Raw genomic sequence first — 25,893 nt, forward strand, 5'->3', positions numbered from 1 at the left:
CATGGCGAACGAGGTCTGCTTCCAGACCCTGCAATTCGATGAGCCCTGGACGCTTGAGAACTACCTCAAAACCGGAGGATACGAGTCTTGGCGTAAGGTGCTGAACGAAAAAACGCCGCCGGAGGACATCCTCGATACCTTGAAAAGGGCGGCGCTGCGGGGGCGCGGTGGTGCCGGCTTCTCCACCGGTATGAAGTGGAGCTTCATGCCACGAACCGCACCGGGCCAGAAATACATCGTCTGTAACTCCGACGAATCGGAACCGGGAACCTGCAAGGATCGCGATATCCTGCGCTTTAACCCGCATGCCTTAGTCGAAGGCATGGCTATTGCCGGCTATACCATAGGCGCAACCGTCGGCTACAACTATATGCGCGGCGAGTTTCACCACGAACCTTTCGAGCGTTTCGAGCAGGCGTTGCGCGAAGCCTACGAGGCCGGTTTGCTGGGCAAGAATATCCTCGGTTCCGGGGTCGATATGGACATTTATAGCCATATTGGCGCCGGCGCCTATATCTGCGGCGAAGAAAGCGCCTTGCTGGAATCGTTAGAAGGCAAGAAAGGCCAGCCGCGGTACAAGCCGCCGTTTCCGGCCCAATTCGGCCTCTACGGTCGCCCGACGACGATTAACAACACCGAGTCGTTATCGTCGGTGCCGACGATTCTGCGTAAAGGCGCCGATTGGTTCCTTGAGCTTGGGAAGCCGAATAACGGGGGAGTGAAGCTTTTCTGCGTCTCTGGCCATGTCAGCAAACCAGGAAACTTTGAGATTTCGCTCGGAACCCCTTTTAAAGACTTGCTGGAGATGGCCGGCGGCGTATGGCACGGCCGGAAACTAAAAGCTGTGATTCCGGGCGGCTCGTCCATGCCGGTCGTGCCCGCCGAGGTCATGATGGATCTCACCATGGATTACGACAGCCTTGCCCAGGCAGGTTCCGCGTTAGGTTCCGGTGGGGTGATCGTAATGGATGAGACGACCGACATGGTGAAGGCTTTGATGCGGATTTCGCGCTTCTACTATGCGGAGTCCTGCGGTCAGTGTACGCCTTGTCGCGAGGGCACCGGCTGGATGTACCGCGTACTGCGCCGCTTGGTCGATGGCCAAGGCCGTCCGGAAGACCTCGAATTGCTGGAGTCTGCGGCAGGGCAGATCGCCGGGCATACTATCTGTGCCTTTGGCGAAGCTGCCGCCTGGCCAGTGCAAAGTTTTCTCAAGCATTACTTCCACGAATTCAAGTATTACGTGGAGCATAAGCGCTCCATGGTGGGTGATGCCCAGGGGGCTGCCGCATGAACGCAAAGGTAGATCAAGAGCAGAAAAACCCCGACCTCGTCACCATCGAGGTCGACGGAGTCAGCATGGAAGTGCGCAAGGGCGCCATGCTGATCGAAGCCACCGACGCCGCCAATGTTCACGTACCGCGTTTTTGCTACCACAAGAAGCTTTCGGTAGCGGCTAACTGCCGGATGTGTCTGGTAGAGGTGGAGCGGGCGCCGAAGCCTTTGCCGGCATGCGCAACCCCGGTTGCCGACGGTATGCGGGTATTTACTAAGTCCGAACGTGCTCTAGCAGCGCAGAAGGGCGTGATGGAATTCCTGCTAATTAACCACCCGTTAGATTGCCCAATTTGCGATCAAGGCGGCGAATGCGAGCTGCAGGACGTGGCTTTAGGCTATGGCCGCGGTGTATCGCGTTTCACCGAGCGGAAGCGGGTGGTCGAGGACGAGAATCTCGGGCCCTTAGTGGCGACCGAGATGACCCGTTGCATCCATTGCACCCGCTGCGTGCGTTTTCTCGACGAAGTAGCAGGGCAACGCGAGCTTGGCGGTATCGGGCGCGGCGAGCACACGGTGATTTCCACCTACGTGGAAGCAGGTGTGCGGTCGGAGCTATCCGGAAACGTGATCGATCTCTGCCCGGTTGGCGCACTGACTTCAAAGCCGTATCGGTTCTCCGCGCGTGCTTGGGAAATGCTCAGCCATGCGGCGATCGCACCCCACGATTCGGTTGGTTCTAACATCAATCTGCATCATGTGCGGGGGAAAGTTAAGCGGGTTGCGCCGAGAGAGAATGAATCGCTTAACGAAACCTGGATTTCCGACCGCGATCGATTCAGTTATCAGGGCATCTACAGCGAAGACCGCCTGCCGCGGCCGCTCGTTAAACGAAACGGCGAGTGGGAAGAGGTCGAATGGGAAACCGCGCTTGAAGTCACGGCGAAGGGTCTGCGGCAAGTCGTGGAAGCCCACGGCGGCGGGCAGCTCGGCGCTTTGATTAGCCCGACGTCGACGCTGGAAGAACTCTACCTGCTAAGCCGTTTGGTGCGCGGTTTGGGCAGCGCTAATATCGATCACCGGCTACGGCAGGCCGATTTCAGCGACCAGGCCAAGGCGCCGGCTTTTCCTCATTTGGGGCTGTCGGTAGAGGAGCTGGAAGCGCAGCGCGCGGTTTTGGTTATTGGCAGCAACGTGCGCTCGGAGTTGCCGATTATTAATCTGCGGCTGCGCAAAGCAAGCCTTGCGGGTGCTGCGGTGATGACGGTTAACCCGCGTCGCTTCAAAGCCAACTATGAATTGGCGGTCGACCACGTGGTAGCGCCGCAGGCGATGGTGCGCGAGTTGGCTGCGGTTGCCCAAGCGCTGCTCGATGCGAAAGGCGAACCGGCGCCCGCCGGTTTTGCCGAGCTGTTGGGCGATGTCAAACCGGGTCGGGTTCATCAGGACATCGCCACCAAACTGCAAGAGCAGGAGCAAGCGGTTGTGCTTACCGGCGCACTCGTCGAAAGCCATCCCGCCGGTGCCGCATTACGTGCCTTGGCGGGGCTGATCGCGCGGCTTAGCAATGCCCGTTTCGGTCAACTTCCGCAGGCGGCAAACAGTGTCGGTGCCTGCCTGGCCGGCGCTCAGCCGCATCGTGGCGTGGGAGCGCGCAAATCGGACCAGGTCGGGCTCGATGCCCGGCGGATGTTCGAGGAGCCGCGTAAGGGATATTTGCTGTTTAACGTAGAGCCGGAGTTCGACGCTTGGAATCCTTCTGCGGCGCGTAAAGCTCTGGCTGAAGCCGAATTTGTAGCGGTTATGAGTCCGTATGCAACGCCGGATATGGCCGATTACGCAGACGTGATTCTACCGATATCCGCCTTCAGCGAAACGGCGGGTACCTACGTCAACCTCGAAGGGCGTTGGCAAAGTGCCGGCGGGGTTGCGGCACCGGTCGGCGAAGCACGGCCTGGCTGGCGTGTTCTGCGCGTTCTCGGAAATCTCTTCGACCTGGATGGGTTCGACTATCAAGGTGCCGACCAGGTGCTTGACGAAATCCGCTCGGCGGTCGGCGAGGCGGCAGTGCCGGCAGCGCCCGCTTGGGAGCCGGTTGTCAACGCGTTCCAGGCACAGGGTTTAGTGCGTTTAGGCGACGTGCCGATATACCGCACCGATATGCTGGTGCGGCGTGCGTCCGCTTTACAGGCGACAGTGCATACACCGGCGGCTGCCGTATATCTCGCCGCGGCGACGGCGGCGGCGGTCGGCGTTCGGGAAGGGCAGCAAGTGCGGGTCCGGCAAGACGGTGCCAGCCTTGAGTTACCAGCCGTTATCGACGACTCGATTCCGGCTGATTGTGTCTGGATTCCGGCAGCATTAGAAGAAACCGGCGTCCTGGGCCCCATGCAGGGGGAAGTGACGGTTGAGGCTGCCTGATAAGGCCGGCGTTCATCCTAACGGGAAGCAGAATGTAAATGGCGGAACTGACTGAACTTCTCTGGATCGTCGCGAAGATTGGGGCCATTATCGGGCCGCTGATCATCGCGGTGGCATACATGACCTACGCCGAGCGTCGGATATTAGGTTGGATTCAAGACCGACACGGGTGCAACACGGTTGGCCCGTTCGGTTTGCTGCAGCCGTTTGCCGACGTCTTTAAGTTGTTGCTTAAAGAAGTGACGGTGCCGGCGAGCGCGAACAAATTCTTGTTCGTGGTTGCGCCGATGCTGGCCTTGATGCCGGCGCTCGCGGCATGGGCGGTGATTCCGTTCGCCGACGGTTGGGTCTTGGCGGACATTAACGCCGGCTTGTTGTACATCTTGGCGATGACCTCACTGGGCGTGTACGGCATTATCCTCGCCGGGTGGGCCTCGAACTCAAAGTACGCCTTGTTGAGCACCATGCGTAGCGGGGCCCAGGTGATCTCTTACGAAATCGCCATGGGGTTTGCGCTCGTCGGGGTGCTAATGACCGCGGGTAGCTTGAATCTTAGCGACATCGTCAATGCCCAAGCCGGCGCGTTCTGGAACTGGTACTGGCTGCCGTTGCTACCGTTGTTCGTCGTTTACTGGATCTCTGGTGTTGCGGAGACCAACCGGGCGCCGTTCGACGTCGCCGAGGGCGAATCGGAAATTGTGGCCGGTTTCCACGTCGAGTACTCGGGTTCAGCGTTCGCGTTGTTCTTCTTAGCCGAATACATGAACATGATTCTGATCTCCGCGCTGGCGACCATCATGTTCTTCGGCGGTTGGTATTCGCCGTTTACCGGTATTCCGGTTCTCGGGCCGATGTTCGATTGGGTGCCAGGCATCGTTTGGTTCCTGCTCAAGACGGCATTCTTCCTTTTCTGCTACGTCTGGTTCCGCGGCACGTTCCCGCGTTATCGCTACGACCAGATCATGCGGCTGGGTTGGAAGGTTCTTATTCCTGTGACCGTGGTATGGCTGGTCGTGGTCGCCGTGTTCCATATTACCGGGTTCGGCCCCTGGTACTGACCGAGGTGTGGTCATGCGTGCAGTACGTGATTTCGTAAATAGCTTCCTGCTGGTCGAACTGCTCAAAGGGTTGTCGCTCACCGGCCGGCATATGTTTCGTCGGAAAGTGACCGTTCGTTATCCCGAGGAGACGGCGCCGCAATCGCCGCGTTTTCGGGGATTACACGCTCTGCGCCGGTATCCCAACGGGGAAGAACGGTGCATCGCGTGTAAACTGTGCGAGGCCGTTTGTCCGGCTTTGGCGATCACGATCGAGTCGCATGAACGTGAGGACGGCACGCGCCGGACCACGCGTTACGACATCGATCTGTTTAAGTGCATTTATTGCGGTTTCTGCGAAGAATCCTGCCCGGTCGACTCTATTGTCGAGACGCGCGTTTTCGAATACCACATGGAGCGCCGGGGCGAGAATGTGATTCATAAGGATCAATTGCTCGCGATGGGCGAGAAATACGAACAGCAGCTGGCGGCCGATCGCGCAGCCGACGCACCGTACCGATAAGCGCAGATCTCGGGGCAAGGACCCGGTCAGGCGAGAGGGGCTATACGAGCCATGCTACAGATTATCTTTTATGTCTTCGCGGCGATCTTGCTATTTTCCGCCGTCATGGTCATCAGCGTTAAGAACCCAGTGCACGCGGCTATGTTCCTCGTGCTCTCGTTCTTCAGCGCCGCCGCCATCTGGTTGTTGGGCGGCGCCGAATTCCTCGGAATCGCGCTAGTGCTCGTATATGTCGGGGCAGTCATGGTGTTGTTCCTGTTCGTGTTGATGATGCTCGATATCAACACGGACATTATGCGGCAGGGCTTCGCCCGTTATTTGCCTCTGGGCGCTGCGATCGGCGTGGTTATGGTTGTGCAGATGTTGCTCGTTATCGGTGCTGCACAGATAACGCCTGAGGCCGGTGCGGTAGTGGCCGACCCGGACGTTAACAACATCAAGATGATTGGGCAGGTGTTGTACACCGTCTATGTCTATCCGTTCGAATTGGCGGCGGTCGTGCTTTTGGTCGCGATCATCGCTGCAATCATGTTGACGCTGCACAAACGGCCCGGTACGAAACGACAGGATGTCGGTAAGCAGGTTCGGGTTCGTAAGGACGAGCGTCTGAAAGTGATCTCGATGCCGGCTGAAAAGCGCGAGCGGTAAACCAACGCCAGACTTTCCAAGCGGGACTTTTAAATGATTGAACTGTCCGATTATTTGTACCTGGGGGCGCTCCTGTTCAGCTTGGGAGTGGCCGGTATCTTCCTTAACCGGAAGAATGCCATCGTGCTGCTGATGTCGATCGAGCTGATTCTGCTTTCGGTCAATATCAACTTTATCGGCTTTTCGTATTACCTGAACGACATTGCCGGGCAGGTGTTCGTGTTCTTCATTCTTACGGTTGCCGCGGCCGAATCGGCGATTGGTTTGGCCATCCTTGTGGTGTTGTTCCGTAACCGAGGCAGCATCGACGTCGCCGACGTGAGTAGCATGAAGGGCTGAGCAGCATGGAAAACGTCTATCTCATACTATTGCTTGCGCCACTCGTCGGCGCCATTCTAGCCGGCTTTTCGGAAAGTTGATCGGGCGTGCCGGCGCTCATAGCGTGACCATTTTAGGTGTCGCGGTTTCGCTAGCGCTTTCGCTTTGGGTGGTTAAAGATCAGTTCTTCGACGGCGGAGAGGTCTATAACGCTACCGTTTATACCTGGATGCTGGCCGGCGGCATCAACTTTGAGGTCGGTTTCCTCATTGACCGTCTGACCGCCATTATGTTGGTGGTGGTGACCAGCGTATCGTTGATGGTGCACGTGTACGCCATCGGCTATATGAAAGACGATCCCGGCTACCAGCGGTTTTTCAGCTACATCTCGCTGTTCACCTTCTCCATGTTGTTATTGGTGATGGCGAACAACTTTATGCAGTTGTTCGTCGGCTGGGAGTTGGTCGGGCTTGTGTCCTACCTCCTCATCGGCTTCTGGTTCAAACGTCCAACGGCGATTTTGCGAACTTCAAGGCCTTCCTGGTCAACCGCGTCGGCGATTTCGGATTCTTGCTCGGTATCGGCGCGGTCCTATTTTACTTTGGCAGTGTCGATTACCTTGAAGTCTTTGCCGCGGCAGAAGCTAATCCCGACCAGACGATGGAAATCTTCCCAGGCGTCGCTTGGTCGGTAATGACCGTTACTTGCATCTTGTTGTTTATCGGTGCAATGGGTAAATCGGCGCAGGTTCCGTTACATGTTTGGCTGCCCGACTCGATGGAAGGCCCGACGCCGATTTCTGCGCTTATTCACGCTGCCACCATGGTGACCGCTGGCATCTTTATGGTCGCTCGCATGTCGCCGATGTACGAACTGACGACCACTGCCTTGAGCTTCGTGCTGATCATCGGCGCCACAGGCGCCTTGTTCCTGGGCTTGGTGGGCTTGGTACAGAACGATATTAAACGCGTGGTTGCCTACTCGACGTTGTCGCAGTTGGGTTACATGTTCGTCGCTTTGGGTGTGTCCGCTTATGCAGCGGGCGTATTCCATCTCATGACGCACGCCTTCTTTAAAGCGCTGCTGTTTCTGGGTGCCGGCTCGGTCATCATCGCCATGCACCACGAGCAGGATATGCGCAAGATGGGCGGTTTGAAGAAATACATGCCGGTTACCTACTGGACCATGCTATTGGGTACGTTGGCGTTGATCGGCGCGCCGTTCTTCTCCGGCTTCTTCTCGAAGGACGCCATTATCGAAGCAGCCTACTATTCCGACCGCTTCGGCTCGGGGTATGCGTATCTGGCTGTGCTCCTCGGTGTGTTCGTCACCGCTTTGTATAGTTTCCGTCTGTTCTTCTTGGTTTTCCACGGCAAAGAACGGATGGACGAGCATACGCGCTCGCATCTGCACGAAAGCCCGAAGGTGGTGACGATACCGCTGATTTTGCTAGCGATTCCTTCCGTAGTCATTGGCTATCTGACTATCGGGCCGCTGCTGTTCGGCGAAGGGTTTGGGCCGGCGATTACGGTTGCGGAACAGCATGATGTGCTGGCTTACATCGGCGAAGGATTTACCGGGCCGTTAGGCTTCGTCGTCAACGCCTTCACCTATCCGGCGGTGTACGTCGCGGCGCTGGGCACCTTGGCCGCGTGGTTCCTGTACATAAAACGTCCTGACCTGCCGGCTGTATTCAAGCAGCGTTTGAATCTCGGTTACCGGATCTTGGTGAAAAAGTATGGCTTTGACGAGCTGTATCTCAACGTTTTCGCTGCCGGCGGCCGTGCTTTGGGACGTTTTTTCTGGAAAGTCGGTGACGTCAAGTTGATCGACGGCATACTGGTGAACGGCACTGCACGTACCATCGGTCGTCTGGCGAGCGTGTTACGGCACGGTCAAACCGGTTACCTGTACCACTATGCTTTCGTCATGATCATCGGCCTGCTGGGGCTACTGACTTGGTTCGTGATGAGAGTTGTCTCGTAAGCGTTTTTGTTTCATTGAGGCCGGCGGCCGCGTGCTGCCTGGTGCTAACTTGTTTCGCTGGTAAGGAATTGACGGATGTTTGATGCCTGGCCCTTGTTGAGCCTGCTGATTTGGCTGCCGATAGCCGGTGGTGTGCTGGTTCTCGCCGTCGGTGGTAAGCAGCCGGAGCGTGCGCGCTACTTGGCACTGCTTGTGTCAGTGTTAGTGTTCTTGCTGAGCTTGCCGCTCTTTGCGGGCTTTAGCACTGAAACTGCTGCGATGCAGTTCGTCGAGCGGGTAGACTGGGTACCGGCACTCGGCGTCGAGTATTACCTCGGTGTTGACGGCATCAGCATGCCGTTGATTATCCTCACCGCGTTCAGCACGATCTTGGTCGTGCTGGCGAGTTGGCGGGTTATTCAGTACAAGCCGGCGCAGTATCTAGCCGCTTTCCTCATCATGGAAGGGATCATGATCGGCGTTTTCAGTGCGCTGGACGCTATCCTGTTCTATGTCTTCTGGGAAGCCATGCTGGTGCCGATGTTCTTGGTTATCGGCATCTGGGGCGGGCCGAACCGTATCTATGCTACGGTTAAGTTCTTCCTATATACCTTCCTCGGCTCGGTACTGATGTTGGTAGCGTTGATTTACCTCCAGTTCCAGGCCGAAAGCTTCGACATTCTAGAAATGCACCAGCTCGCCTTGCCGTTTGCGGCGCAAATCTGGGTGTTCTTGGCCTTCTTGCTGGCGTTTGCCGTCAAAGTGCCGATGTGGCCCGTTCATACCTGGTTGCCGGATGCGCACGTCGAGGCGCCTACGGGCGGTTCGGTCATTCTTGCTGCCATTATGCTCAAGATCGGCGGATACGGCTTCTTGCGCTTTGCCCTACCGATTACGCCTGAAGCTAGCATGAGCCTGGCCTGGTTGGTTATCGCGCTGTCGCTGGTTGCTGTGGTTTACATCGGCCTGGTGGCCATGGTGCAAGAGGATATGAAAAAGCTCATCGCGTATTCGTCGATTGCGCATATGGGCTTTGTAACGCTCGGTTTCTTCCTTATCTTCCCCATCGCTGCGCAAACGGGCGGCTCCAATGGTGCTGCGTTGCTGGCGTTGGAAGGCGGGATGGTGCAGATGATCTCGCACGGTTTCATTTCCGCCGCGATGTTCCTCTGCGTAGGCGTTCTTTACGACCGCATGCATTCTCGCCGTATAAGCGACTACGGCGGGGTTGCGAATAAGATGCCTGTTTTTGCTGCGTTTTTTGTTCTGTTCGCGATGGCCAACGCTGGTTTGCCGGGCACGTCGGGATTCGTCGGCGAATTCATGGTGATCTTGGCGGCTTTCCAAGCCAACTTCTGGTACGCGTTCTTGGCCGGAATGACCTTGGTCCTTGGGGCTGCCTATAGCCTCTGGTTGATCAAGCGGGTGGTTTACGGCGAAGTTGCTAACGACAAAGTGGCGGCCTTAGAGGACGTCACTATCCGCGAGAAGTTGATACTGGGAATTCTAGCCATAGCCGTGCTGGCGCTTGGTCTGTGGCCAGCGCCGTTGATTGAGGTGATGGAACCGACCTTGGCGAACCTGCTTGAGCAGGTGATGGTTGCACGTTAACTGACGTACGATCCGTACTTTGCGTAACGGGTCGTGACGATGGGAATGAAGTTCGAGGAACTCCTATGACCTTAGAGATGCCAGATCTGAGCCCAGCTTCGCCGGTGCCTTTCGAGATGCCAGATCTGAGCCTTGCCCTGCCGGAAATATGGGTGTTGAGTGCGGCGTGCATAATCCTCGTCGTCGATCTTTTCACTCGTGATCCGCAGCGTCGGCCAACGTTTTGGTTAACGCAGATCGCGATTTGGGGCAATTGCCCTGACAATCGGGACGCAGTGGGGCATTCGAGAGCTTACCTTTAATGGTTCTTACGTCGCCGATTCTATTGGCGTCTTACTGAAAGTCGGCGTCTTGGGCTTGGTGTTTCTGGCCTTCGCCTATTCCCGCCAGTATCTGCATGAGCGAGATATCCTGAAGGGCGAGTTTTATGTCTTAGGGTTGTTAGGTGTGCTCGGGATGATGGTAATGATCTCGGCACACAACCTGATCTCGCTTTATGTGGGATTGGAGCTGATGTCGCTGTGCATGTACGCACTGGTGGCTATGAACCGGGAGTCGTTGCGCTCTAGCGAGGCGGCCATGAAGTACTTCGTGCTCGGTGCGTTGGCCTCCGGTGTGCTGTTGTACGGCATGTCTATGCTCTATGGCGCATCGGGCAGCCTAGACATCGCGGAAATCGCTGCGGCTGCGGATGCGAATCCCGATAGTGTGTTGTTCGTGTTCGGTCTGGTATTCGTGCTGGTTGGAGTCGCGTTCAAGTTTGGTGCGGTGCCGTTTCACATGTGGGTGCCGGACGTCTATCAGGCGCGCCGACGGTTATCAGCCAGTACATTGCAACGGCCTCGAAGGTTGCCGCGGTTGGCTTGTTTATCCGCCTCATTTACGAAGGCTTAGGGCCGCTATCCGAGCATTGGCGGGGAATGTTGATTATTCTTGCCGTGCTGTCGTTCGCGGCCGGTAATATCTTGGCGCTGGTGCAGACCAACATTAAGCGTCTGTTCGGTTACTCGGCATTTAACCATATCGGTTTTATTTTCTTGGGTTTCATCGGCGCGGCTTACACCGGTTCCGATGCAGGCATGGCGGCTGCGAGTTTCTATGCGATCACGTATGCGTTAACCGTTGCGGCTACCTTCGGCATCATCATGCTGCTTAGCCGCAAAGGCTTTGAAGCGGATACGTTGGACGACATCAAAGGTCTGAACGAGCGTAGCGGGTTGTTTGCCTTTGTACTGTTGCTGCTGATGATTTCCCTGACCGGTATTCCGGGAACCGTCGGCTTCTATGCCAAGTGGGTAGTGGTGCAATCCGTCGTCGATGCTGGCCTGATCTGGTTGGCTATCTTAGCGGTGATTGCAGCGGTAGTCGGTGCCTTCTATTACTTGCGCATCGTCAAATTGGCCTACTTTGAGAAACCGGCGGAGCAAAGCCCTGAGATTGAAGCTTCGGCTGGTTTCAAAGCGGTATTGGCCGCAAACGGTCTGGCGATACTCGCGCTGGGTATTTTCCCTGGAACCTTGATTGCTGTATCGAGGGCCGCGTTCGGGCTATGAGTGTTGGTGCCGGAATCCTATTGCTGTTTCTGGTCGCCTTTGTGGCGGCCAACCTCCCATGGTTGACGGAGCGCGTTTTCTTCGTGCTCCGTCCGCCGGCGCACGGCAAGCGGGAGTGGATACGACTGTTGGAATGGGCTGTGCTCTATGTTCTTGTAGGGTTGATTGGCCGTGGTTTGGAGTATCAATTGACCGGTCAGATACAACCGCAAGATTGGGAGTTCTACGTCACGACACTTTGCCTGTTCGTCGTGTTCGCACTACCCGGTTTTATTTATCGCCACGATTTGCGTAGACACTTGAGAAAGCGCCGGTGACCCCCTAATCCTTGAGTTCCAGATTGGGCGCCGGCCTTGCATGTAAGCACTAAAATACGTAGAATGCGTCGCATCAGTTGCGGGGTGGAGCAGTCTGGCAGCTCGTCGGGCTCATAACCCGAAGGTCGCAGGTTCAAATCCTGCCCCCGCTACCAGCTACTTTGAGAAAAGGCCGTTAGCGGCCTTTTTTTGTAGCCGCGAGGAAACTTTCACCGTAAGCGGCTGTCTGTTCTTTTGTGTGGATGGGCCTCTGGCCCATTTTTTGTTTGTGTAGCTTGGTATGTCGCGTAGTTCAGAGTTAACCGAATTGTTGGAGCCAGTGGTAAGCGGTATGGGGTATGAATTGGTCGGTATCGAATACCAGGCCAACCCCAAGAACGCACTGGTTCGTATTTATTTGGACAGCCCAAACGGGGTCACGCTGGATGACTGCGAAAAAGTAAGTCGGCAGGTCAGCGGCGTACTTGATGTGGAAGACCCGATCAGTGGCCAGTATACGCTGGAGGTGTCTTCGCCAGGGTTGGACCGACCGATATTCAAGGCAAGCGATTACGATCGGTTTGCCGGCGAGAAAGTGAAAATCCGCGTGCATGGGTCGCTAGAAGGTCGGCGCAGGTTCGCGGGGGTGCTGCGCGGCCTGAACGGGGATTGCGTGGTTGTCGAAGAAAATGGGGTGGAGATCAGCCTGCCCTTGAGCCAGATCGACAAAGCGAATCTGGAGCTTGAGGTGTAAGGCTGCTCGACTGGAGCCGGGAATATGAGCAAAGAAATCCTGCTGGTTGTAGAGGCGATTTCCAATGAAAAGGGCGTCGCCAGGGACGTAATCTTCGAAGCCATCGAAGCGGCTCTAGCTTCCGCGACTAAGAAGCGTCACGGAGGCGAGCTGGATGTACGCGTGGCCGTAGACCGGAAAACCGGTGAGTCATCCACTTTTCGCCGTTGGCATGTGGTTGCCGACGAGGACGAGATCGAGGCGCCGGAGCAACAGTTAACCCTTGAGCAGGCACGCGAACGCGATGCTTCGGTCGAAGTCGGCGGCATTATCGAAGAGCCGATGGAGTCCATCGGTTTCGGTCGTATCGCCGCACAGACCGCAAAACAGGTCATCGTGCAAAAAGTACGCGAAGCGGAACGGCGCAAAGTTGTCGATGCTTTTGCGGACCAAGTCGGCACCTTGATTACCGGCGTCGTTAAACGGGTCGACGAGGTAATGTGTTTCTGGATTTAGGCGATAATGCCGAAGCATTCATTCCGCGGGAAGAAATGATTCCCCGCGAAGCGGTGCGGGCGGGGGATCGTCTGCGAGGGTATTTGAAAGAGGTTCGCTCCGAGCCGCGAGGCCCCCAGCTATTTGTGAGCCGTACGGCACCGGAGTTTTTGATTGAATTGTTCAAGCTGGAAGTTCCGGAAGTCGGCCAGGAGCTTATCGATATCTTGGGCAGTGCCCGCGACCCAGGGGCTCGCGCTAAGATATCGGTGCGGGCGAACGACCCGCGGATCGATCCGGTCGGCGCTTGCGTCGGGATGCGCGGCTCGCGGGTTCAGGCTGTGTCCAACGAACTTTCGGGAGAGCGGATCGATATTATCCTTTGGAACGATAACCCCGCTCAGTTCGTGATTAATGCGATGGCACCGGCAGAGGTGGAATCCATTGTTGTTGACGAAGATAACAACAGCATGGATATCGCGGTCGCCGAAGAGCAACTGTCCCAAGCGATCGGTCGTGGCGGGCAGAACGTCAGGTTAGCGAGCGAATTGACGGGATGGGAGCTGAACGTCATGACGGCTGCGGAAGCCGAAGCTAAAAGTGAGGCGGAAGCAGGCGAGTTGCAGCAAATGTTTATGCGGGAGCTGGACGTCGACGAGGAGGTTTCGGCCATTCTCGTCCAAGAAGGCTTTTCCAGCTTGGAAGAAGTGGCCTATGTGCCGACCTCGGAACTGCTTGAAGTCGAGGAGTTCGACGAGGATATGGTCGAGGAGCTTCGTTCTCGCGCGCGTGCGATTTTGGTGTCGCGCGCCGAAGCTCGGGGCGAAGGGCAAGAAGGGCAGGGGCCTGCTCAGGATTTGCTCGAAATGGAAGGCATGGACGAGGCCTTGGCGAAAGCGATGGCGAAGCGCGGCATTCGTACCATGGAGGACTTGGCGGAGCAGTCTGTCGATGAGCTCATGGAGTTTGACGACATGGACGAGGAGCGCGCCGCGGCCTTGATTATGAAAGCGCGAGAGCCCTGGTTTAGCGATCAGGAAGGACAGGCGTGATGGCGCCTGACACACTCGCTGCTGCATGCCCAATAGAGATTGACGGAGCCCGCACGATGGTTGTCTGAAGAGGTAGATAACCGGTTTGCACAGGGGCCCGGGGAGAGAGAATATGGCGGATATTACTGTACGAGAACTCGCAACTGCGGTCGGAATCCCGGTGGATCGTCTGCTGCATCAAATGGGTGAGGCGGGCTTGGCTAGTCGGGAGGCCGATGCGGCTGTGTCCGACGAGGACAAGGCGGCCTTGCTGGCCCATTTGCGTGACGCACACGGGAACGCCGAGGGCGAGGAAGTCCCGGGCCCCAAGAAGATTACGCTTAAACGCAAGAGCCATAGCCAGCTTAAATTGCCTTCTGGCGGTACCGGCACCCGTGGGCCGCGTCAAACCCGGACCGTGAACGTCGAGGTGCGCAAAAAACGTACCTATGTTAAACGGACGGTTGTGGAAGCCGAAGAAACAAAACGTGAGGCTGAACTCTTGATCCAAGCACTGGCGGAAGAAGCTGCGCGTAAAGCGGCGGAAGAAGAGGCTCGCCGCAAGGCAGAGGAAGAAGAGCGGGCTCGGCAGGAAGCTGAGGCTGAAGCGAAGCGTGAGGCAGAAGAAGCGCGTCAGCGGGCAGAGGAAGAAGCGAGGCGGAAGGAAGAAGAGCAGACTCGGGCTGCCGCCGCCGAAATTGCTCCGAAGGCGGAGCAAGAGGCAAAGGTCAGTGCGGCGGAAGAGGTCGAGGAAACGCCGGTGAAAGATGCAGGGCCTTCGCCGGAGGTGCGCGAAGCGCGCCGTCGCGAGGAAGAGAAAGAGCGTAAGCGGGCAGAGCAAGAGGCCAAGCGAGAGCGCGAGGCTGAAGCGCGCGTGGCTCGCAAAACTGCTAAGGGTAAGAAGGGTAGGCAGTCGCTGAGCGTTGCTCCCGGCAAGAGCGGTCGTCGCGGCGGTAAACGCGTTGCTGCCGGAAGCGACGCCGGCCGGCAAATCCAGCATGGATTCGAGCGCCCGACGGCGCCCATGGTGCGAGAAGTTCCGATTCCCGAGACCATCACCGTCGGCGAGTTGGCTCAGAAAATGAGCATTAAAGCTGCATTGCTGATCAAGGAAATGATGAAGCAAGGCGTTATGGCAACGATCAACCAAAGCTTGGACCAGGAGACGGCGGCGCTGTTGGTCGAAGAATTAGGCCACAAGCCGAAATTGCTCAGCGAAAGCGCGGTCGAAGAGGAAGTGCTCAGCTCGGTCGATACGCCGGATGGCGAGCGCGTTGCGCGTGCGCCTGTGGTAACGATCATGGGGCACGTTGATCATGGTAAAACGTCGTTGCTGGACTACATTCGCCGCACCAAAGTCGCCTCCGGCGAGGCTGGCGGTATTACTCAGCATATCGGCGCCTATCATGTCGAAACCGACGGCGGGGTGATTACCTTCTTGGATACCCCGGGCCACGAAGCCTTTACAGCCATGCGCGCCCGCGGTGCGAAGCTTACCGATATCGTGGTGCTGGTCGTCAGTGCCGACGATGGCGTGATGCCGCAAACGGCCGAAGCGATTAAGCATGCTCGTGCGGCGGAAGTGCCGATCGTTGTCGCCATCAATAAGATGGATAAGCCGGATGCCGATCCTGATCGCGTTAAACAGGAGCTATCCCAGCACGAGGTTATTTCCGAGGATTGGGGCGGCGATGTCCAGTTTGTGCCGGTATCGGCGAAAACGGGTATGGGCATCGAAGAACTGTTAGAGGCGATCAGCTTGCAGGCCGAGCTGATGGAACTGACGGCGGTGGAAGATTGTCAGGCAACCGGCGTGGTGCTTGAGTCCAGCCTCGATAAGGGACGTGGCCCGGTCGCCACCGTACTGGTGCAGAACGGCATCTTGAAACGCGGCGATGTCGTCCTCTCCGGTAAGGAGTACGGCCGTGTTCGCGCATTAATCGACGAGAACGGCAAACGTGTGGATAAAGCCGGCCCCTCGATTCCGGTTGTGGTACTTGGTTTGTCTGGGTTGCCGAACGCGGGCGAGGACGTGATGGTCGTCAAGGACGAGCGTAAAGCCCGCGAGGTCGCGGAGTACCGTTCGAGCAAACACCGCGATACCCGTCTGGCGCAGCAGAAAGCGGCGAAGATGGAAAACCTCTTCTCGCAGATGCAGGAAGATCAGGTTAATACCGTTAACTTGGTGGTGAAAGCGGACGTACAAGGTAGCGCGGAGGCGCTACAGCAGGCGCTGGTCGATCTCTCTAGCGACGAAGTGCGCGTTAACATCGTGGCTGGCGGTGTCGGTGCTATCAACGAGTCGGACGTGAACCTGGCGCTAGCCTCCAACGCGTTGCTGATCGGCTTTAACGTACGTGCCGATGGCGCAGCGCGGCGAGCGGTTCAGGAGTCCGGCGTCGACTTGCATTATTACAGTGTTATTTACGATGCGATTGACCAGCTCAAGAATGCCATTAGCGGCATGTTGGAGCCGGAGATTCGGGAAGAGATTATCGGTCTGGCCCAAGTTCGCGATGTCTTTAAATCGTCCAAGCTCGGCGCTGTTGCCGGCTGCCTGATTGTCGAAGGCGTCGTTAAACGTAGTAACCCGATTCGCGTACTGCGCGATAACGTCGTTATCTATGAAGGCGAGTTGGAATCTTTGCGGCGCTTCAAGGACGATGTCAATGAGGTTCAGTCCGGTACCGAATGCGGTATCGGCGTGAAGAACTACAACGACGTTCGGGTCGGCGACCAGATCGAATGTTACGAGCGAGTCGAGATCCGGCGCGAACTGTAAGGCGAGATCAAGCTGGCCGCCGGCGTGGGTTGCGAGATAGGCAACCCACGCTATTAATGTGGGAATCGAGGAGATTGAGACTATGCCTAAGGATTTTCCCAGAACGCGGCGGGTGGGAGACCAGATACAGCGCGAACTCGCCGAGTTGATTCGCGACGAAGTGCGCGACCCGAGGGTCGGCATGGTGACCGTTTCGGGCGTAGACGTAACACGCGATCTGGCGCATGCAAAAGTCTATGTCACGCCCCTTGGCGGCAATCGCGAGGAAGGCGTCGAGCTTGCGGAAGCGTTGAATCATGCGAGCAGTTTTTTGCGCAAGCTGCTCGGTCAGCGCCTACGGTTGCGTACCGTACCGGCGCTGAAGTTCGTATACGACGAGTCATTCGAGCGCGGCGCACGGCTGTCGGCGCTGATCGATCAGGCTGTTGGCGAACGCAGTAGCGACGCTGCGGGCGAGGACGAGTCTAACCAGGATAAATGAGGGCGGGCCCCGGCCTACCTCGTAGTGCGATAGGTTTTAAGTATATGGCGGCTTCGTCAAAACGGCCGGTCAATGGAATTCTTTTGCTCGATAAACCTGAGGGTTTGACCTCCAATCGAGCATTGCAGAAAGTTAAACGCTTATTCAAAGCGCAGAAGGCCGGGCATACGGGTAGTTTGGACCCGCTTGCCACAGGACTTCTACCGTTATGCTTTGGCGAAGCAACCAAAATCTCAGGTTTTTTGCTGGATGCGGATAAGCGCTATCGCTTTACCTGCAAGCTCGGGGAAACCACAACCACTGGCGATCAGGAAGGCGATGTATTAGAGCGCCTGCCGGTGCCGGAGTTGACCGAGACGGTGGTGGAGACCGCTTTAGCGCGTTTCCGTGGCGAAATCGAACAGATTCCGCCTATGTATTCCGCTTTGAAACACCAAGGCGAGCGGCTTTACCGCTTGGCCCGCCAGGGTGTAGAAGTGGAGCGGAAGGCGCGTCGCGTCCTGATCCACGAGTTAGTGCTGGTGCGCCTTGGCAATAGCGAGCTAGAGCTTGACGTCCACTGTTCAAAAGGCACTTATGTTCGCAGCTTATGCGAAGATTTGGGTGCAGCACTCGGCTGTGGAGCTCACGTTAGCCAGCTGCGCCGCACTGCGTTGGGGCCATTTGCCGGGCAGCCGATGATAACGCTGGATGCGTTAGAAGCGCTTGCCGAACAAGGGCTTGACGCCTTGGATAATGCCTTGTTGCCCATCGATGCAGGGTTAGCCCATTGGCCTGCCGTCCAATTGGACTCAGATTCTGCTTATTATCTGCGACAAGGGCAGCCGGTATGGGTGCCGAAGGCCCCCGGCGAGGGATCGGTACGAATTTACGGCCCTCAAGATGTATTTGTCGGTATGGGTGCTATCCTTGACGATGGCCGGGTGGCGCCGAAACGGCTTTTAGCCCAGGCGTAAATTTGTTGTTCGCATATTAACTTAGCTTGTTTGGGCAACAGCCCGGGGCTACAATATGCGTCTTTCGAGTCGGGAGCCTGTTGGACTTGCAGGATATGTAAGCCCAACAGGCTTCTAAGTTCACGGTTTTTGTAGGAGTTTTCGATGTCTCTGTCCGCCGAACAGAAAGGTGAGATTGTTAAGAATTATCAGCGCGCCGAAGGCGATACCGGCTCCCCGGAGGTTCAGGTAGCGCTGCTGACCGCACGCATTGAGCATTTGACCGGCCATTTCGGTACCCACAAGCAGGACCATCACTCTCGTCGTGGTCTGCTGCGTTTGGTTAGCCAGCGCCGCAAGTTGCTTGATTACCTCAAACGCAAAGACCGTGAGCGTTATCAGACGCTGATCGAGCGTCTTGGTCTGCGGAAGTAACGCCTAGATATTTAATTCTGTCCGCATCTAACGGTTGAAGGCTTGTGAATCCGGTAAGCAAAAAAACATTTCAGTACGGTGAGCACACCGTAACGCTAGAGACTGGAGCGGTAGCGCGTCAGGCGACGGGCGCGGTGCTGGTCAATATGTCGGACACGGTAGTCCTGGTGACGGCGGTCGGTAAAAAGTCCGCCGAGCCGAAGGATTTCCTGCCGTTGACGGTCAATTATCAGGAGCGCACTTACGCCGCCGGTAAAATTCCCGGTGGCTTTTTCAAGCGTGAAGGGCGCCCTACCGAAAAGGAAACCCTGACTTCGCGTCTCATCGACCGGCCCTTGCGTCCGCTGTTCGCCGAGGGCTTCAGCGACGAAGTGCAAGTGATTGCCACCGTCATTTCGATGAACCCGGAAGTCGACCCCGATATTCCGGCGTTGATCGGTGCGTCCGCCGCTCTGGCTGTTTCCGGCTTGCCGTTCAATGGTCCCATCGGTGCAGCGCGGGTAGGCTACAAAGACGGCCAGTATCTTCTGAATCCGAGCTTCAGTGCGCTTAGCGATTCGGATCTCGACCTGGTCGTGGCCGGTACCCGCGATGCGGTTCTCATGGTGGAGTCGGAAGCGAACCTGCTGTCCGAGGAGATCATGCTTGGCGCCGTACTGTATGGGCACGAGCAAATGCAGGCTGCCATCGACGCGATCGACGAGCTGAAAGCCGAAGCGGGCAAGCCGGCGTGGGAATGGGTTGCGCCGGCCAAAGACGAGACGCTTGCCCAGCAAGTCGCCGCCGAAGCCGAAGCAGCACTTCGCGAGGCGTATTCGATTGCCGAGAAGCAAGCGCGGCAGGAGAAGGTCGGCGAGATCCGCGATGCGGTGGTAGAGAAGCTGGTCGGCGAGGACGAATCGGAAGGCCCGAGCCTGAAGGACGTTAATAACGCGTTCAAGAGCTTGGAGAAAGAGATCGTCCGTGGCCGGATCTTGGCCGGCGAGCCGCGTATCGATGGGCGCGACAATCAAACCGTTCGCTATATCGATATCGAAGTTGGCACGTTGCCGCGTACGCATGGCTCTGCCATTTTCACCCGTGGCGAAACCCAGGCCTTGGTTGTTACCACGCTGGGTACGGGGCGCGATGCGCAGATCATCGATGCGATCGAAGGCGAGCGTAAAGAAAACTTTATGCTGCACTACAACTTCCCGCCGTACTGTGTCGGTGAAATCAGCTTCATGCTGGCGCCGAAGCGACGGGAAATCGGTCATGGTCGCTTAGCCAAACGCGGCGTACAAGCTGTTATGCCGAGCCCGGAAGAGTGCCCGTACGTGATTCGTGTGGTTTCGGAGATCACCGAGTCCAACGGCTCTAGCTCGATGGCCAGCGTGTGCGGCACGAGCTTGTCCCTCATGGACGCCGGCGTGCCGATTAAAGCCCCGGTTGCCGGTATTGCGATGGGTCTGATCAAAGACGGCGATAAGTTCGCTGTCTTATCCGATATCCTTGGCGACGAAGACCATCTTGGCGACATGGACTTCAAAGTGGCTGGCACCGAAACGGGTATCAGTGCGCTGCAGATGGATATCAAGATCCAGGGTATTACCCGGGAGATCATGGAGCAAGCGCTGGAACAGGCGAAGGCTGGTCGGCTGCATATTCTGCAGAAGATGAACGAAGCCATCCAGACGCCGCGTACCGAAATGTCCGAGTACGCACCGCGCCTGATCACCATCCGGATCGATCCTGAGAAGATCCGTGACGTGATCGGTAAAGGCGGGGCAACCATTCGGGCGTTGACGGAAGAAACCGGCACCAGTATCGATATTAACGACGACGGTGTGGTGACTATTGCCTCGGTCGATAAAGCGGCCGGCGAAGATGCTAAGCGTCGTATCGAGCTGCTGACCGCAGACGTCGAGGTTGGCAAGGTGTATCAAGGCCGAGTCCAGAAACTCATGGACTTCGGTGCTTTCGTCAACATCTTGCCTGGTCGCGACGGCTTGGTTCACATCTCGCAGATTTCCGATCAGCGGGTTGAGAACGTTAGCGATGCTCTCAGCGAAGGCGAGATCGTTAAGGTCAAGGTGCTTGAGGTTGACCGGCAAGGTCGCATCCGTCTAAGTATTAAGGCCGTGGAAGAAGCCGATAGCTAATTTCAAGGCTTGAGCGAAGAAGGGCCCAGATGGGCCCTTTTTTTCGGTGCTTTGGTTTACGATCTTTTAGGATATATACGCGGCCAATGATCGGCGGCGTTAATACTCCCTCTCTTGAATCCCCCAGCTTTGCTCCCAGCTAAGGTTCATACCTCACGCGTTTTCTAACCTTTGCGCTTGCAGGAGCGCTTTATCATGCGTTTTTCTAATCGTGTCGAAGCAGGTCGCCAGTTGGCTGATGTCTTAGGCCGGTATGAAGGCGACGAGCGCCTGTTGGTACTCGGCTTGCCGCGCGGTGGCGTGCCGGTTGCAGCCGAGGTGGCGAATGCCTTAAACGCGGAGCTGGACCTGCTGATTGTGCGCAAGCTTGGCGTGCCTGGGCAGGAAGAGCTGGCGATGGGCGCTGTGGCAACCGGCGGTGCGCTGGTGCTGAACGAGGACTTGATTAAGGGGTTGGGGATTACAGCTGATTATATCGATGCTGCGCTGCTCGCGGAAGAACGCGAACTTAAGCGAAGGGAGAAGGCTTATCGCGGCGAGAGACCTTTGCCGACCCTAGCCGGGCGCCATCTGTTGGTGGTCGATGACGGTGTTGCAACGGGCGCGACGATGCGTGCCGCGGTTAAAGCGTTACGTCAGCATTGGCCGGCCAAGATTACCGTTGCAGTCCCAGTTGCGCCGCCGGATACGGTCTTAAGGCTGCGCGAAGATGCGGACGATGTAGTTTGCTTATCGTCGCCGGCCCCGTTTTACGGGGTGGGAGCGTGGTATGAGGACTTTTCTCAAACGACCGACGAAGAAGTGCGGTCGATATTGAGCCATGCATGGCATGACTTACCGCAGCCCAGGCCCCCAGGCTCGGTAGACGATCGTCGGGAGGGAATGCGCGATGGATAGTCCCTCTGCGTCCTTACGCTACGGTGCCGCGCAGCAAGCTAAGCTCAGGCGATTGGCGCAACCGCTAACAGGGCACCGCAACGATTACGACGGCCTTATGGAGCTGGTCGGCGATGCTCGTTTCGTGTTGTTGGGCGAAGCGACTCATGGTACTAGGGATTTCTATGCGGCCCGGGCAGCGATCACGGAGCGCTTGATTAACGAGAAAGGTTTCACGGCTGTGGCCGTAGAAGCGGATTGGCCGGATGCTTATCGCGTCAACCGCTACGTGCGAGGCGAAGATGCCGACGCCGACGCCGATGCCGCTTTGGACGACTTCGGGCGGTTTCCGCTGTGGATGTGGCGTAACACGGAGGTTCGCGAATTTGTCGAAACGTTAAGAGCAGTTAATCGTTCGCGTGCTGCTCGGGATCGCGTTGGGTTTTACGGGCTGGATATGTACAGCCTGTACCGCTCGGTAGAGTGGGTATTGGCCTACTTGGAAAAGATGGATCCGGAAGAGGCGAAGGCGGCAAAAGCTCGTTACGCTTGTCTGGAAAGCGCCACCGGAGAGCCGCAGTACTATGGGCATGAAGTCCGCCGTGGACGGAGGCCTTCTTGTCGGGAGGAGGCCGTCGAGCAACTGGAAAGGTTGCGGCAGAAGGCCCACATCTATCTTCGGCACGACGGTATGGAAGCGGAGGACGAGCAGTTTCAAGCCGAGCGGAATGCCCACTTGGTTCGCAACGCCGAAGCCTATTACAGGGCAATGTTCACCGGCTGGGATAATACTTGGAATTTGCGCGATCAACATATGGCGGAAACGCTGGAAGCCTTAGCCGAGCATTTGTCGCGCCATGGCCAGCAAGCGCGAATTGTCGTGTGGGAGCATAACTCTCATGTAGGCGATGCTCGGGCGACGGCTATGTCGCGGCGCGGCGAGCACAACTTAGGGCAGCTGATGCGGCAGCGGCGGGGAGGCGATACGGTGTTGGTCGGCTTTACGACCTACAGCGGCACCGTTACCGCAGCACACGATTGGGATGGGCCGGCTTGGCGGCGTCGGGTACGCCCCGGGTTGGAAGGTAGCGTTGAGCGCATTTTTCACGAATTGGAGCCGGAACGCTTCTATCTTCCTCTGCGGGGGCAAAGTGCCGATGGGTTGCTAACGGAGCCGTTGTTGGAACGAGCTATAGGTGTCATTTACCGGCCCGAGACCGAGCGGCTCAGCCATTACTTCGAAAGCCGCTTGGGCGAGCAGTTTGACGCGGTGTTCCATTTTGACCATACCCGCGCTCTGGAGCCCTTGGATCGAACCTCCGAGTGGGAGCGAGGCGACATGCCGGAGACCTATCCGTTCGGAGTGTAAGTCATCCGGGCTAAGCGGCATCGCCGGCGACGAGGTGTACGATGCCAGCTGAAACGACGACAGAGGCTGTTCAGATCCCTACGGGGGAGGTATCCCTTGCCGGCGACCTTACGGTGCCGAATAGCGCCCTGGGCTTAGTCGTGTTTGCCCATGGTAGTGGCAGTAGCCGGTTTAGCGAGCGTAACCGCTTCGTTGCCCGATCGCTACAGGCAGCGGGCTTGGGCACTTTACTGTTTGATTTGCTAACCGGCGATGAGGAGCGTATCGACGCCTATACGGCAGAGTTACGTTTTGATATCGACCTATTAGGTCAGCGCCTAACCGCGGCGGTCGACTGGCTGCAAGCAAACCCTACCATCGGCGGGCTAGGAGTGGGCTTGTTCGGCGCAAGTACCGGCGCCGCGGCAGCGCTTAAGGCGGCGGCGCAGAGGCCGGGCGTTGTGAAAGCGGTGGTCTCCCGCGGCGGCCGGCCGGAACTGGCCGGCGACGATTTGTTTCGAGTTCGAGCGCCTTGTCTGCTGCTTGTGGGAGGGCTTGACGGTGTTGTGATCGAACTGAATCGGACAGCTGCCGATTCGTTGCGGGTCGAGCACGAATTGATCATTGTTCCGGGAGCCACGCATCTGTTCCCCGAGCCGGGTGCTCTGGAAAACGTCGCTGAGCGAACGCGAGACTGGTTCTTGCGTCTATTGCCGACATGAACCTCTGGAGAGAGTACGGTTGAAAGTTGAAGGCTATGGCAGTTTGTCTCCCTTGAGTTTGGCTTACGAGCCGGATATGCCGCAGTGTGTGCCGATGCCTAAGCGTATACGCGGCTTGCTTGCCGGAGAGGTTATAGTCGATAGTCAGCAGGCAGTTTTGGTGCGTGAAGTCGGGAAGGTCCCTGTTTATTACTTTCCGCAGGACGATATTCGCATGGACTTGCTCAAGCGCAGCGGCGAGCAGTTTACCTGTCCGAGAAAAGGCGCGGGAGAGCTTTGGAATTTGTCGACTACCGAGCAGATGGTTCCCCGTGCAGCGTGGAGTTTAACCCAGCCCACATCGGCGGTAGGCGTGTTGCGAGGTTGGTTAGCCTTCGAGTGGGGGGCGCTGCATACGTGGTTTGAAGAAGAAGAGCAGGTGTATGTGCATCCCCGCGACCCTTACACCCGCATCGATATTCTCGCCAGTGCCAGGGATATCCGTATAGCCATCGCCGGAGAAGAGTTAGCAGCGAGTCGAAGACCGTTTATGTTGCTGGAAACGGGGCTGCTCCCGCGCTATTACCTGCCGCGACTAGATGTGTGGGCCGACCGTTTAATTCCTAGCGAAACCGTCACCCACTGCCCCTACAAGGGGCAGGCACATTATTATCACGTAGAAGTGCGGGGGCGCGTTTACGAGGATATCGTTTGGTATTATCCCTGCCCGCAACTGGAGGTTGCGCGTATTGCTAATCTATTGTGCTTTTATCAGGAGTCCGTCGACGAGTTTTGGGTCGACGGTGTCAATAAGCACTGACCGGCATTGCTGTCATCTCATGCGCTAAGCAGTCGTCTCGCCGCATCCATGTCATCCCCCAAATTATCTTGCTGAACTAACGGCCGACCGGCCTGAAGCCCCAAACGCGTAAAGGCCAAGGGGGGTTGGGTTATACCGGCTAGCTTCGGCGTTCCTCGGTACACGTCGTAGTTTGCGACGATGATCAAATCCGTATAATCAGGCTTTGTGGATGCCTCCCCACGCTCCCAGTCTTCATGTACTTCTATCGCTTCGATTAGCTGCTCTGGAAATTCCCAACGACGTAATAAAGTGGCGCCTGCCTGCGGATGCAGTGCCTGAATAATGGCTTCGTTTTGTTGCTCGTTGTTGAAGCGATCTTGATGACGTAAATACTGCGAAATAACCAGCACCCCTAAATCGTGCACCAGCCCGGCGAGTAAAGCATCTTCCGCGTTAAGGTGTTTGTGCCGACGGGCAATCGCATAGGTGCGTTCGGCGACGGCAAGGCTGTGGGCATACAGATCGCGAATTCTGGCGTGGTCGCCGGAAGCCGATCCCATAATTTGCAGGATCGAAAAGCTTGTCGCCAAAGTGGCCGTGAGCCGAAAGCCTAAACGCGTTACGGCACCTTGTATGCTTCTGTTTACCGTGCCTCCCCGGTAAGAGACGCTATTGCTGACCTTAATAATATGTGCCGCCAGCGGTGGATCGATATTAATAACGTTGGCGAGTTCTTTGGGGCCGGCGTCGGTGTCGGAAGCAACGGCTCGAACCTTCTGCGCGACTTCCGGAACGCCTGGCAGAACAAGCTGGCCGCTTTCCATCCATGCGATCAGGTCTTTGAATATACGGGAGAAATCGTCGGTCGTTTCGGTTGCGTTGAGGGGCATATGCGTCAGCTGCTCATTATCATTATAAATCATGGGCAAGAGTTATAAGGCCCAAACTATAACGACTAAGTATTAGTAAAGTCTAATTTTAATGTGTGTCGGTCTTGCCGCCGTTGCTTCAGCGATCGGCATGATGGCCGAAACCTTAATGAGAGAGGTCTGATGCTTATGGAAGTAGAGGCATTCCCTTCTCGCCGACCTTAAGCTTCGGCGTTAAAGTGAGGAGCGGGTATGGCACCGACTCTGTTCTTCGATTCTCTATAGCGGCTAAGGGCCCGCATAATGGCGATCAGCTTGCAGATCGGTCAAGGGAATATATTTCTAACCGGTTACCAAAGTGCGGGCGCGATGTACGAAGGCAATACCGCTCGTGTTTACCGAGCGCGTCGCGAGAGCGACGGACAGCCGGTTATTCTTAAAGTCTTGCGCGGCGGTGCCGATGCTCAGGCGCGTTTACGCAAGGAATACGAGCTGGTACGGAGCCTGACGGGGCGGGGATCGTTATGCGCTTGCTAGCGAAAATGCCCGAGGATCGTTAGCAAACTGCGCTCGGCCGATGGGGATCTTACCGACGACACCGCTTTGATTCATAAAGC

At 57.0% G+C, this 25,893-nt stretch carries 20 protein-coding genes, 1 tRNA gene and 3 pseudogenes; 23 read left to right on the forward strand and 1 reads right to left on the reverse strand.

All coding sequences use genetic code 11. The annotated features are described in order from the left end of the window. Window position 1: 1 nt before the first annotated feature. From nuoF to CAI21_RS06045, 22 genes and pseudogenes are all read left to right on the forward strand, one after another. Window positions 2–1,294 (forward strand): NADH-quinone oxidoreductase subunit NuoF, encoded by a 1,293-nt coding sequence (gene nuoF, locus CAI21_RS05940; RefSeq protein WP_116301438.1) that lies wholly within the window; start codon window positions 2–4, stop codon window positions 1,292–1,294. Continuing rightward, window positions 1,291–3,696 (forward strand): NADH-quinone oxidoreductase subunit NuoG, encoded by a 2,406-nt coding sequence (gene nuoG / locus CAI21_RS05945; RefSeq protein WP_116301439.1) that lies wholly within the window; start codon window positions 1,291–1,293, stop codon window positions 3,694–3,696. The genes nuoF and nuoG overlap by 4 nt, the downstream gene beginning before the upstream one ends. 38 nt (window positions 3,697–3,734) lie before the next feature. Then, window positions 3,735–4,754 (forward strand): NADH-quinone oxidoreductase subunit NuoH, encoded by a 1,020-nt coding sequence (gene nuoH / locus CAI21_RS05950; RefSeq protein ID WP_116301440.1) that lies wholly within the window; start codon window positions 3,735–3,737, stop codon window positions 4,752–4,754. Between the two features lie 13 nt (window positions 4,755–4,767). Beyond that, entirely contained in the window at window positions 4,768–5,256 is a 489-nt protein-coding gene (gene nuoI, locus CAI21_RS05955; RefSeq protein ID WP_116301441.1) for an NADH-quinone oxidoreductase subunit NuoI, read from the forward strand. Window positions 5,257–5,307: 51 nt separating this feature from the next. Continuing rightward, complete coding sequence (locus CAI21_RS05960) at window positions 5,308–5,904, forward strand: NADH-quinone oxidoreductase subunit J (RefSeq protein ID WP_116301442.1); 597 nt, start codon at window positions 5,308–5,310, stop codon at window positions 5,902–5,904. Between the two features lie 33 nt (window positions 5,905–5,937). Beyond that, window positions 5,938–6,243 carry an NADH-quinone oxidoreductase subunit NuoK gene (nuoK, locus tag CAI21_RS05965; RefSeq protein ID WP_116301443.1) on the forward strand — a complete coding sequence of 102 codons (306 nt, stop codon included), beginning with the start codon at window positions 5,938–5,940 and terminating at the stop codon, window positions 6,241–6,243. Between the two features lie 5 nt (window positions 6,244–6,248). Further along, window positions 6,249–8,208, forward strand: a pseudogene (gene nuoL / locus CAI21_RS05970) (NADH-quinone oxidoreductase subunit L). A gap of 75 nt (window positions 8,209–8,283) precedes the next feature. Beyond that, window positions 8,284–9,798 (forward strand): NADH-quinone oxidoreductase subunit M, encoded by a 1,515-nt coding sequence (locus tag CAI21_RS05975; RefSeq protein ID WP_116301444.1) that lies wholly within the window; start codon window positions 8,284–8,286, stop codon window positions 9,796–9,798. 104 nt (window positions 9,799–9,902) lie between these two features. After that, a pseudogene (gene nuoN, locus CAI21_RS05980) lies at window positions 9,903–11,351 on the forward strand (NADH-quinone oxidoreductase subunit NuoN). Then, on the forward strand, window positions 11,348–11,668 hold the full coding sequence (locus CAI21_RS05985) for a DUF2818 family protein (protein ID WP_116301445.1): 321 nt from the start codon (window positions 11,348–11,350) through the stop codon (window positions 11,666–11,668). The pseudogene nuoN and the gene CAI21_RS05985 overlap by 4 nt, the downstream one beginning before the upstream one ends. 78 nt (window positions 11,669–11,746) lie before the next feature. Further along, window positions 11,747–11,823 (forward strand) — tRNA-Met (locus CAI21_RS05990). 125 nt (window positions 11,824–11,948) lie between these two features. After that, a complete protein-coding gene (gene rimP / locus CAI21_RS05995) occupies window positions 11,949–12,401 on the forward strand; it encodes a ribosome maturation factor RimP (RefSeq protein ID WP_116301446.1) in 453 nt (150 codons plus the stop codon). Window positions 12,402–12,425: 24 nt separating this feature from the next. Then, window positions 12,426–13,927: pseudogene (gene nusA / locus CAI21_RS06000) on the forward strand (transcription termination factor NusA). Window positions 13,928–14,039: 112 nt separating this feature from the next. Beyond that, window positions 14,040–16,688, forward strand: coding sequence for a translation initiation factor IF-2 (infB, locus tag CAI21_RS06005; RefSeq protein WP_116301447.1), 2,649 nt, complete (start codon window positions 14,040–14,042; stop codon window positions 16,686–16,688). An 82-nt stretch (window positions 16,689–16,770) separates the two neighbouring features. Beyond that, window positions 16,771–17,169, forward strand: a complete 399-nt coding sequence (gene rbfA, locus CAI21_RS06010) for a 30S ribosome-binding factor RbfA (protein ID WP_116301448.1) — start codon at window positions 16,771–16,773, stop codon at window positions 17,167–17,169. A gap of 44 nt (window positions 17,170–17,213) precedes the next feature. Then, window positions 17,214–18,125, forward strand: a complete 912-nt coding sequence (truB, locus tag CAI21_RS06015; protein ID WP_116301478.1) for a tRNA pseudouridine(55) synthase TruB — start codon at window positions 17,214–17,216, stop codon at window positions 18,123–18,125. Window positions 18,126–18,269: 144 nt separating this feature from the next. Beyond that, the gene (rpsO, locus tag CAI21_RS06020) at window positions 18,270–18,539 is read left to right on the forward strand and encodes a 30S ribosomal protein S15 (protein ID WP_116301449.1); all 270 of its coding nucleotides are present in this window, start codon (window positions 18,270–18,272) and stop codon (window positions 18,537–18,539) included. Window positions 18,540–18,583: 44 nt separating this feature from the next. Beyond that, window positions 18,584–20,680 (forward strand): polyribonucleotide nucleotidyltransferase, encoded by a 2,097-nt coding sequence (gene pnp, locus CAI21_RS06025; protein ID WP_116301450.1) that lies wholly within the window; start codon window positions 18,584–18,586, stop codon window positions 20,678–20,680. Window positions 20,681–20,875: 195 nt separating this feature from the next. Beyond that, window positions 20,876–21,577: a phosphoribosyltransferase gene (locus CAI21_RS06030; RefSeq protein WP_116301451.1), complete on the forward strand. Its 702-nt coding sequence runs from the start codon at window positions 20,876–20,878 to the stop codon at window positions 21,575–21,577. Beyond that, window positions 21,570–22,925 (forward strand): erythromycin esterase family protein, encoded by a 1,356-nt coding sequence (locus CAI21_RS06035; RefSeq protein ID WP_116301452.1) that lies wholly within the window; start codon window positions 21,570–21,572, stop codon window positions 22,923–22,925. The genes CAI21_RS06030 and CAI21_RS06035 overlap by 8 nt, the downstream gene beginning before the upstream one ends. Before the next feature lie 41 nt (window positions 22,926–22,966). Then, the gene (locus CAI21_RS06040; RefSeq protein WP_116301453.1) at window positions 22,967–23,626 is read left to right on the forward strand and encodes a dienelactone hydrolase family protein; all 660 of its coding nucleotides are present in this window, start codon (window positions 22,967–22,969) and stop codon (window positions 23,624–23,626) included. Between the two features lie 19 nt (window positions 23,627–23,645). Next, entirely contained in the window at window positions 23,646–24,425 is a 780-nt protein-coding gene (locus CAI21_RS06045; RefSeq protein WP_116301454.1) for a DUF427 domain-containing protein, read from the forward strand. A 17-nt stretch (window positions 24,426–24,442) separates the two neighbouring features. On the opposite strand, the gene CAI21_RS06050 is transcribed toward CAI21_RS06045, so the two are convergent. Further along, on the reverse strand, window positions 24,443–25,297 hold the full coding sequence (locus CAI21_RS06050) for an HDOD domain-containing protein (protein ID WP_181919284.1): 855 nt from the start codon (window positions 25,295–25,297) through the stop codon (window positions 24,443–24,445). Between the two features lie 282 nt (window positions 25,298–25,579). Between CAI21_RS06050 and CAI21_RS06055 the strand changes: the two genes are divergently transcribed. Next, window positions 25,580–25,813 (forward strand): hypothetical protein, encoded by a 234-nt coding sequence (locus CAI21_RS06055; protein ID WP_116301456.1) that lies wholly within the window; start codon window positions 25,580–25,582, stop codon window positions 25,811–25,813. The last annotated feature ends 80 nt before the right edge of the window (window positions 25,814–25,893 follow it).

Source organism: Alkalilimnicola ehrlichii (genome assembly GCF_003399765.1).
Taxonomy (GTDB): domain Bacteria; phylum Pseudomonadota; class Gammaproteobacteria; order Nitrococcales; family AK92; genus AK92.

What these genes read in the sequence shown, in the direction of transcription:
- nuoF (WP_116301438.1), top strand. Translation starts at nt 2, where the DNA reads ATGGCGAACGAGGTCTGCTTCCAGACCCTGCAATTCGATGAGCCCTGG.
- nuoG (WP_116301439.1), top strand. Translation starts at nt 1,291, where the DNA reads ATGAACGCAAAGGTAGATCAAGAGCAGAAAAACCCCGACCTCGTCACC.
- nuoH (WP_116301440.1), top strand. Translation starts at nt 3,735, where the DNA reads ATGGCGGAACTGACTGAACTTCTCTGGATCGTCGCGAAGATTGGGGCC.
- nuoI (WP_116301441.1), top strand. Translation starts at nt 4,768, where the DNA reads ATGCGTGCAGTACGTGATTTCGTAAATAGCTTCCTGCTGGTCGAACTG.
- CAI21_RS05960 (WP_116301442.1), top strand. Translation starts at nt 5,308, where the DNA reads ATGCTACAGATTATCTTTTATGTCTTCGCGGCGATCTTGCTATTTTCC.
- nuoK (WP_116301443.1), top strand. Translation starts at nt 5,938, where the DNA reads ATGATTGAACTGTCCGATTATTTGTACCTGGGGGCGCTCCTGTTCAGC.
- CAI21_RS05975 (WP_116301444.1), top strand. Translation starts at nt 8,284, where the DNA reads ATGTTTGATGCCTGGCCCTTGTTGAGCCTGCTGATTTGGCTGCCGATA.
- CAI21_RS05985 (WP_116301445.1), top strand. Translation starts at nt 11,348, where the DNA reads ATGAGTGTTGGTGCCGGAATCCTATTGCTGTTTCTGGTCGCCTTTGTG.
- rimP (WP_116301446.1), top strand. Translation starts at nt 11,949, where the DNA reads ATGTCGCGTAGTTCAGAGTTAACCGAATTGTTGGAGCCAGTGGTAAGC.
- infB (WP_116301447.1), top strand. Translation starts at nt 14,040, where the DNA reads ATGGCGGATATTACTGTACGAGAACTCGCAACTGCGGTCGGAATCCCG.
- rbfA (WP_116301448.1), top strand. Translation starts at nt 16,771, where the DNA reads ATGCCTAAGGATTTTCCCAGAACGCGGCGGGTGGGAGACCAGATACAG.
- truB (WP_116301478.1), top strand. Translation starts at nt 17,214, where the DNA reads ATGGCGGCTTCGTCAAAACGGCCGGTCAATGGAATTCTTTTGCTCGAT.
- rpsO (WP_116301449.1), top strand. Translation starts at nt 18,270, where the DNA reads ATGTCTCTGTCCGCCGAACAGAAAGGTGAGATTGTTAAGAATTATCAG.
- CAI21_RS06030 (WP_116301451.1), top strand. Translation starts at nt 20,876, where the DNA reads ATGCGTTTTTCTAATCGTGTCGAAGCAGGTCGCCAGTTGGCTGATGTC.
- CAI21_RS06035 (WP_116301452.1), top strand. Translation starts at nt 21,570, where the DNA reads ATGGATAGTCCCTCTGCGTCCTTACGCTACGGTGCCGCGCAGCAAGCT.
- CAI21_RS06040 (WP_116301453.1), top strand. Translation starts at nt 22,967, where the DNA reads ATGCCAGCTGAAACGACGACAGAGGCTGTTCAGATCCCTACGGGGGAG.
- CAI21_RS06050 (WP_181919284.1), bottom strand. Translation starts at nt 25,297, where the DNA reads ATGCCCCTCAACGCAACCGAAACGACCGACGATTTCTCCCGTATATTC.
- CAI21_RS06055 (WP_116301456.1), top strand. Translation starts at nt 25,580, where the DNA reads ATGGCGATCAGCTTGCAGATCGGTCAAGGGAATATATTTCTAACCGGT.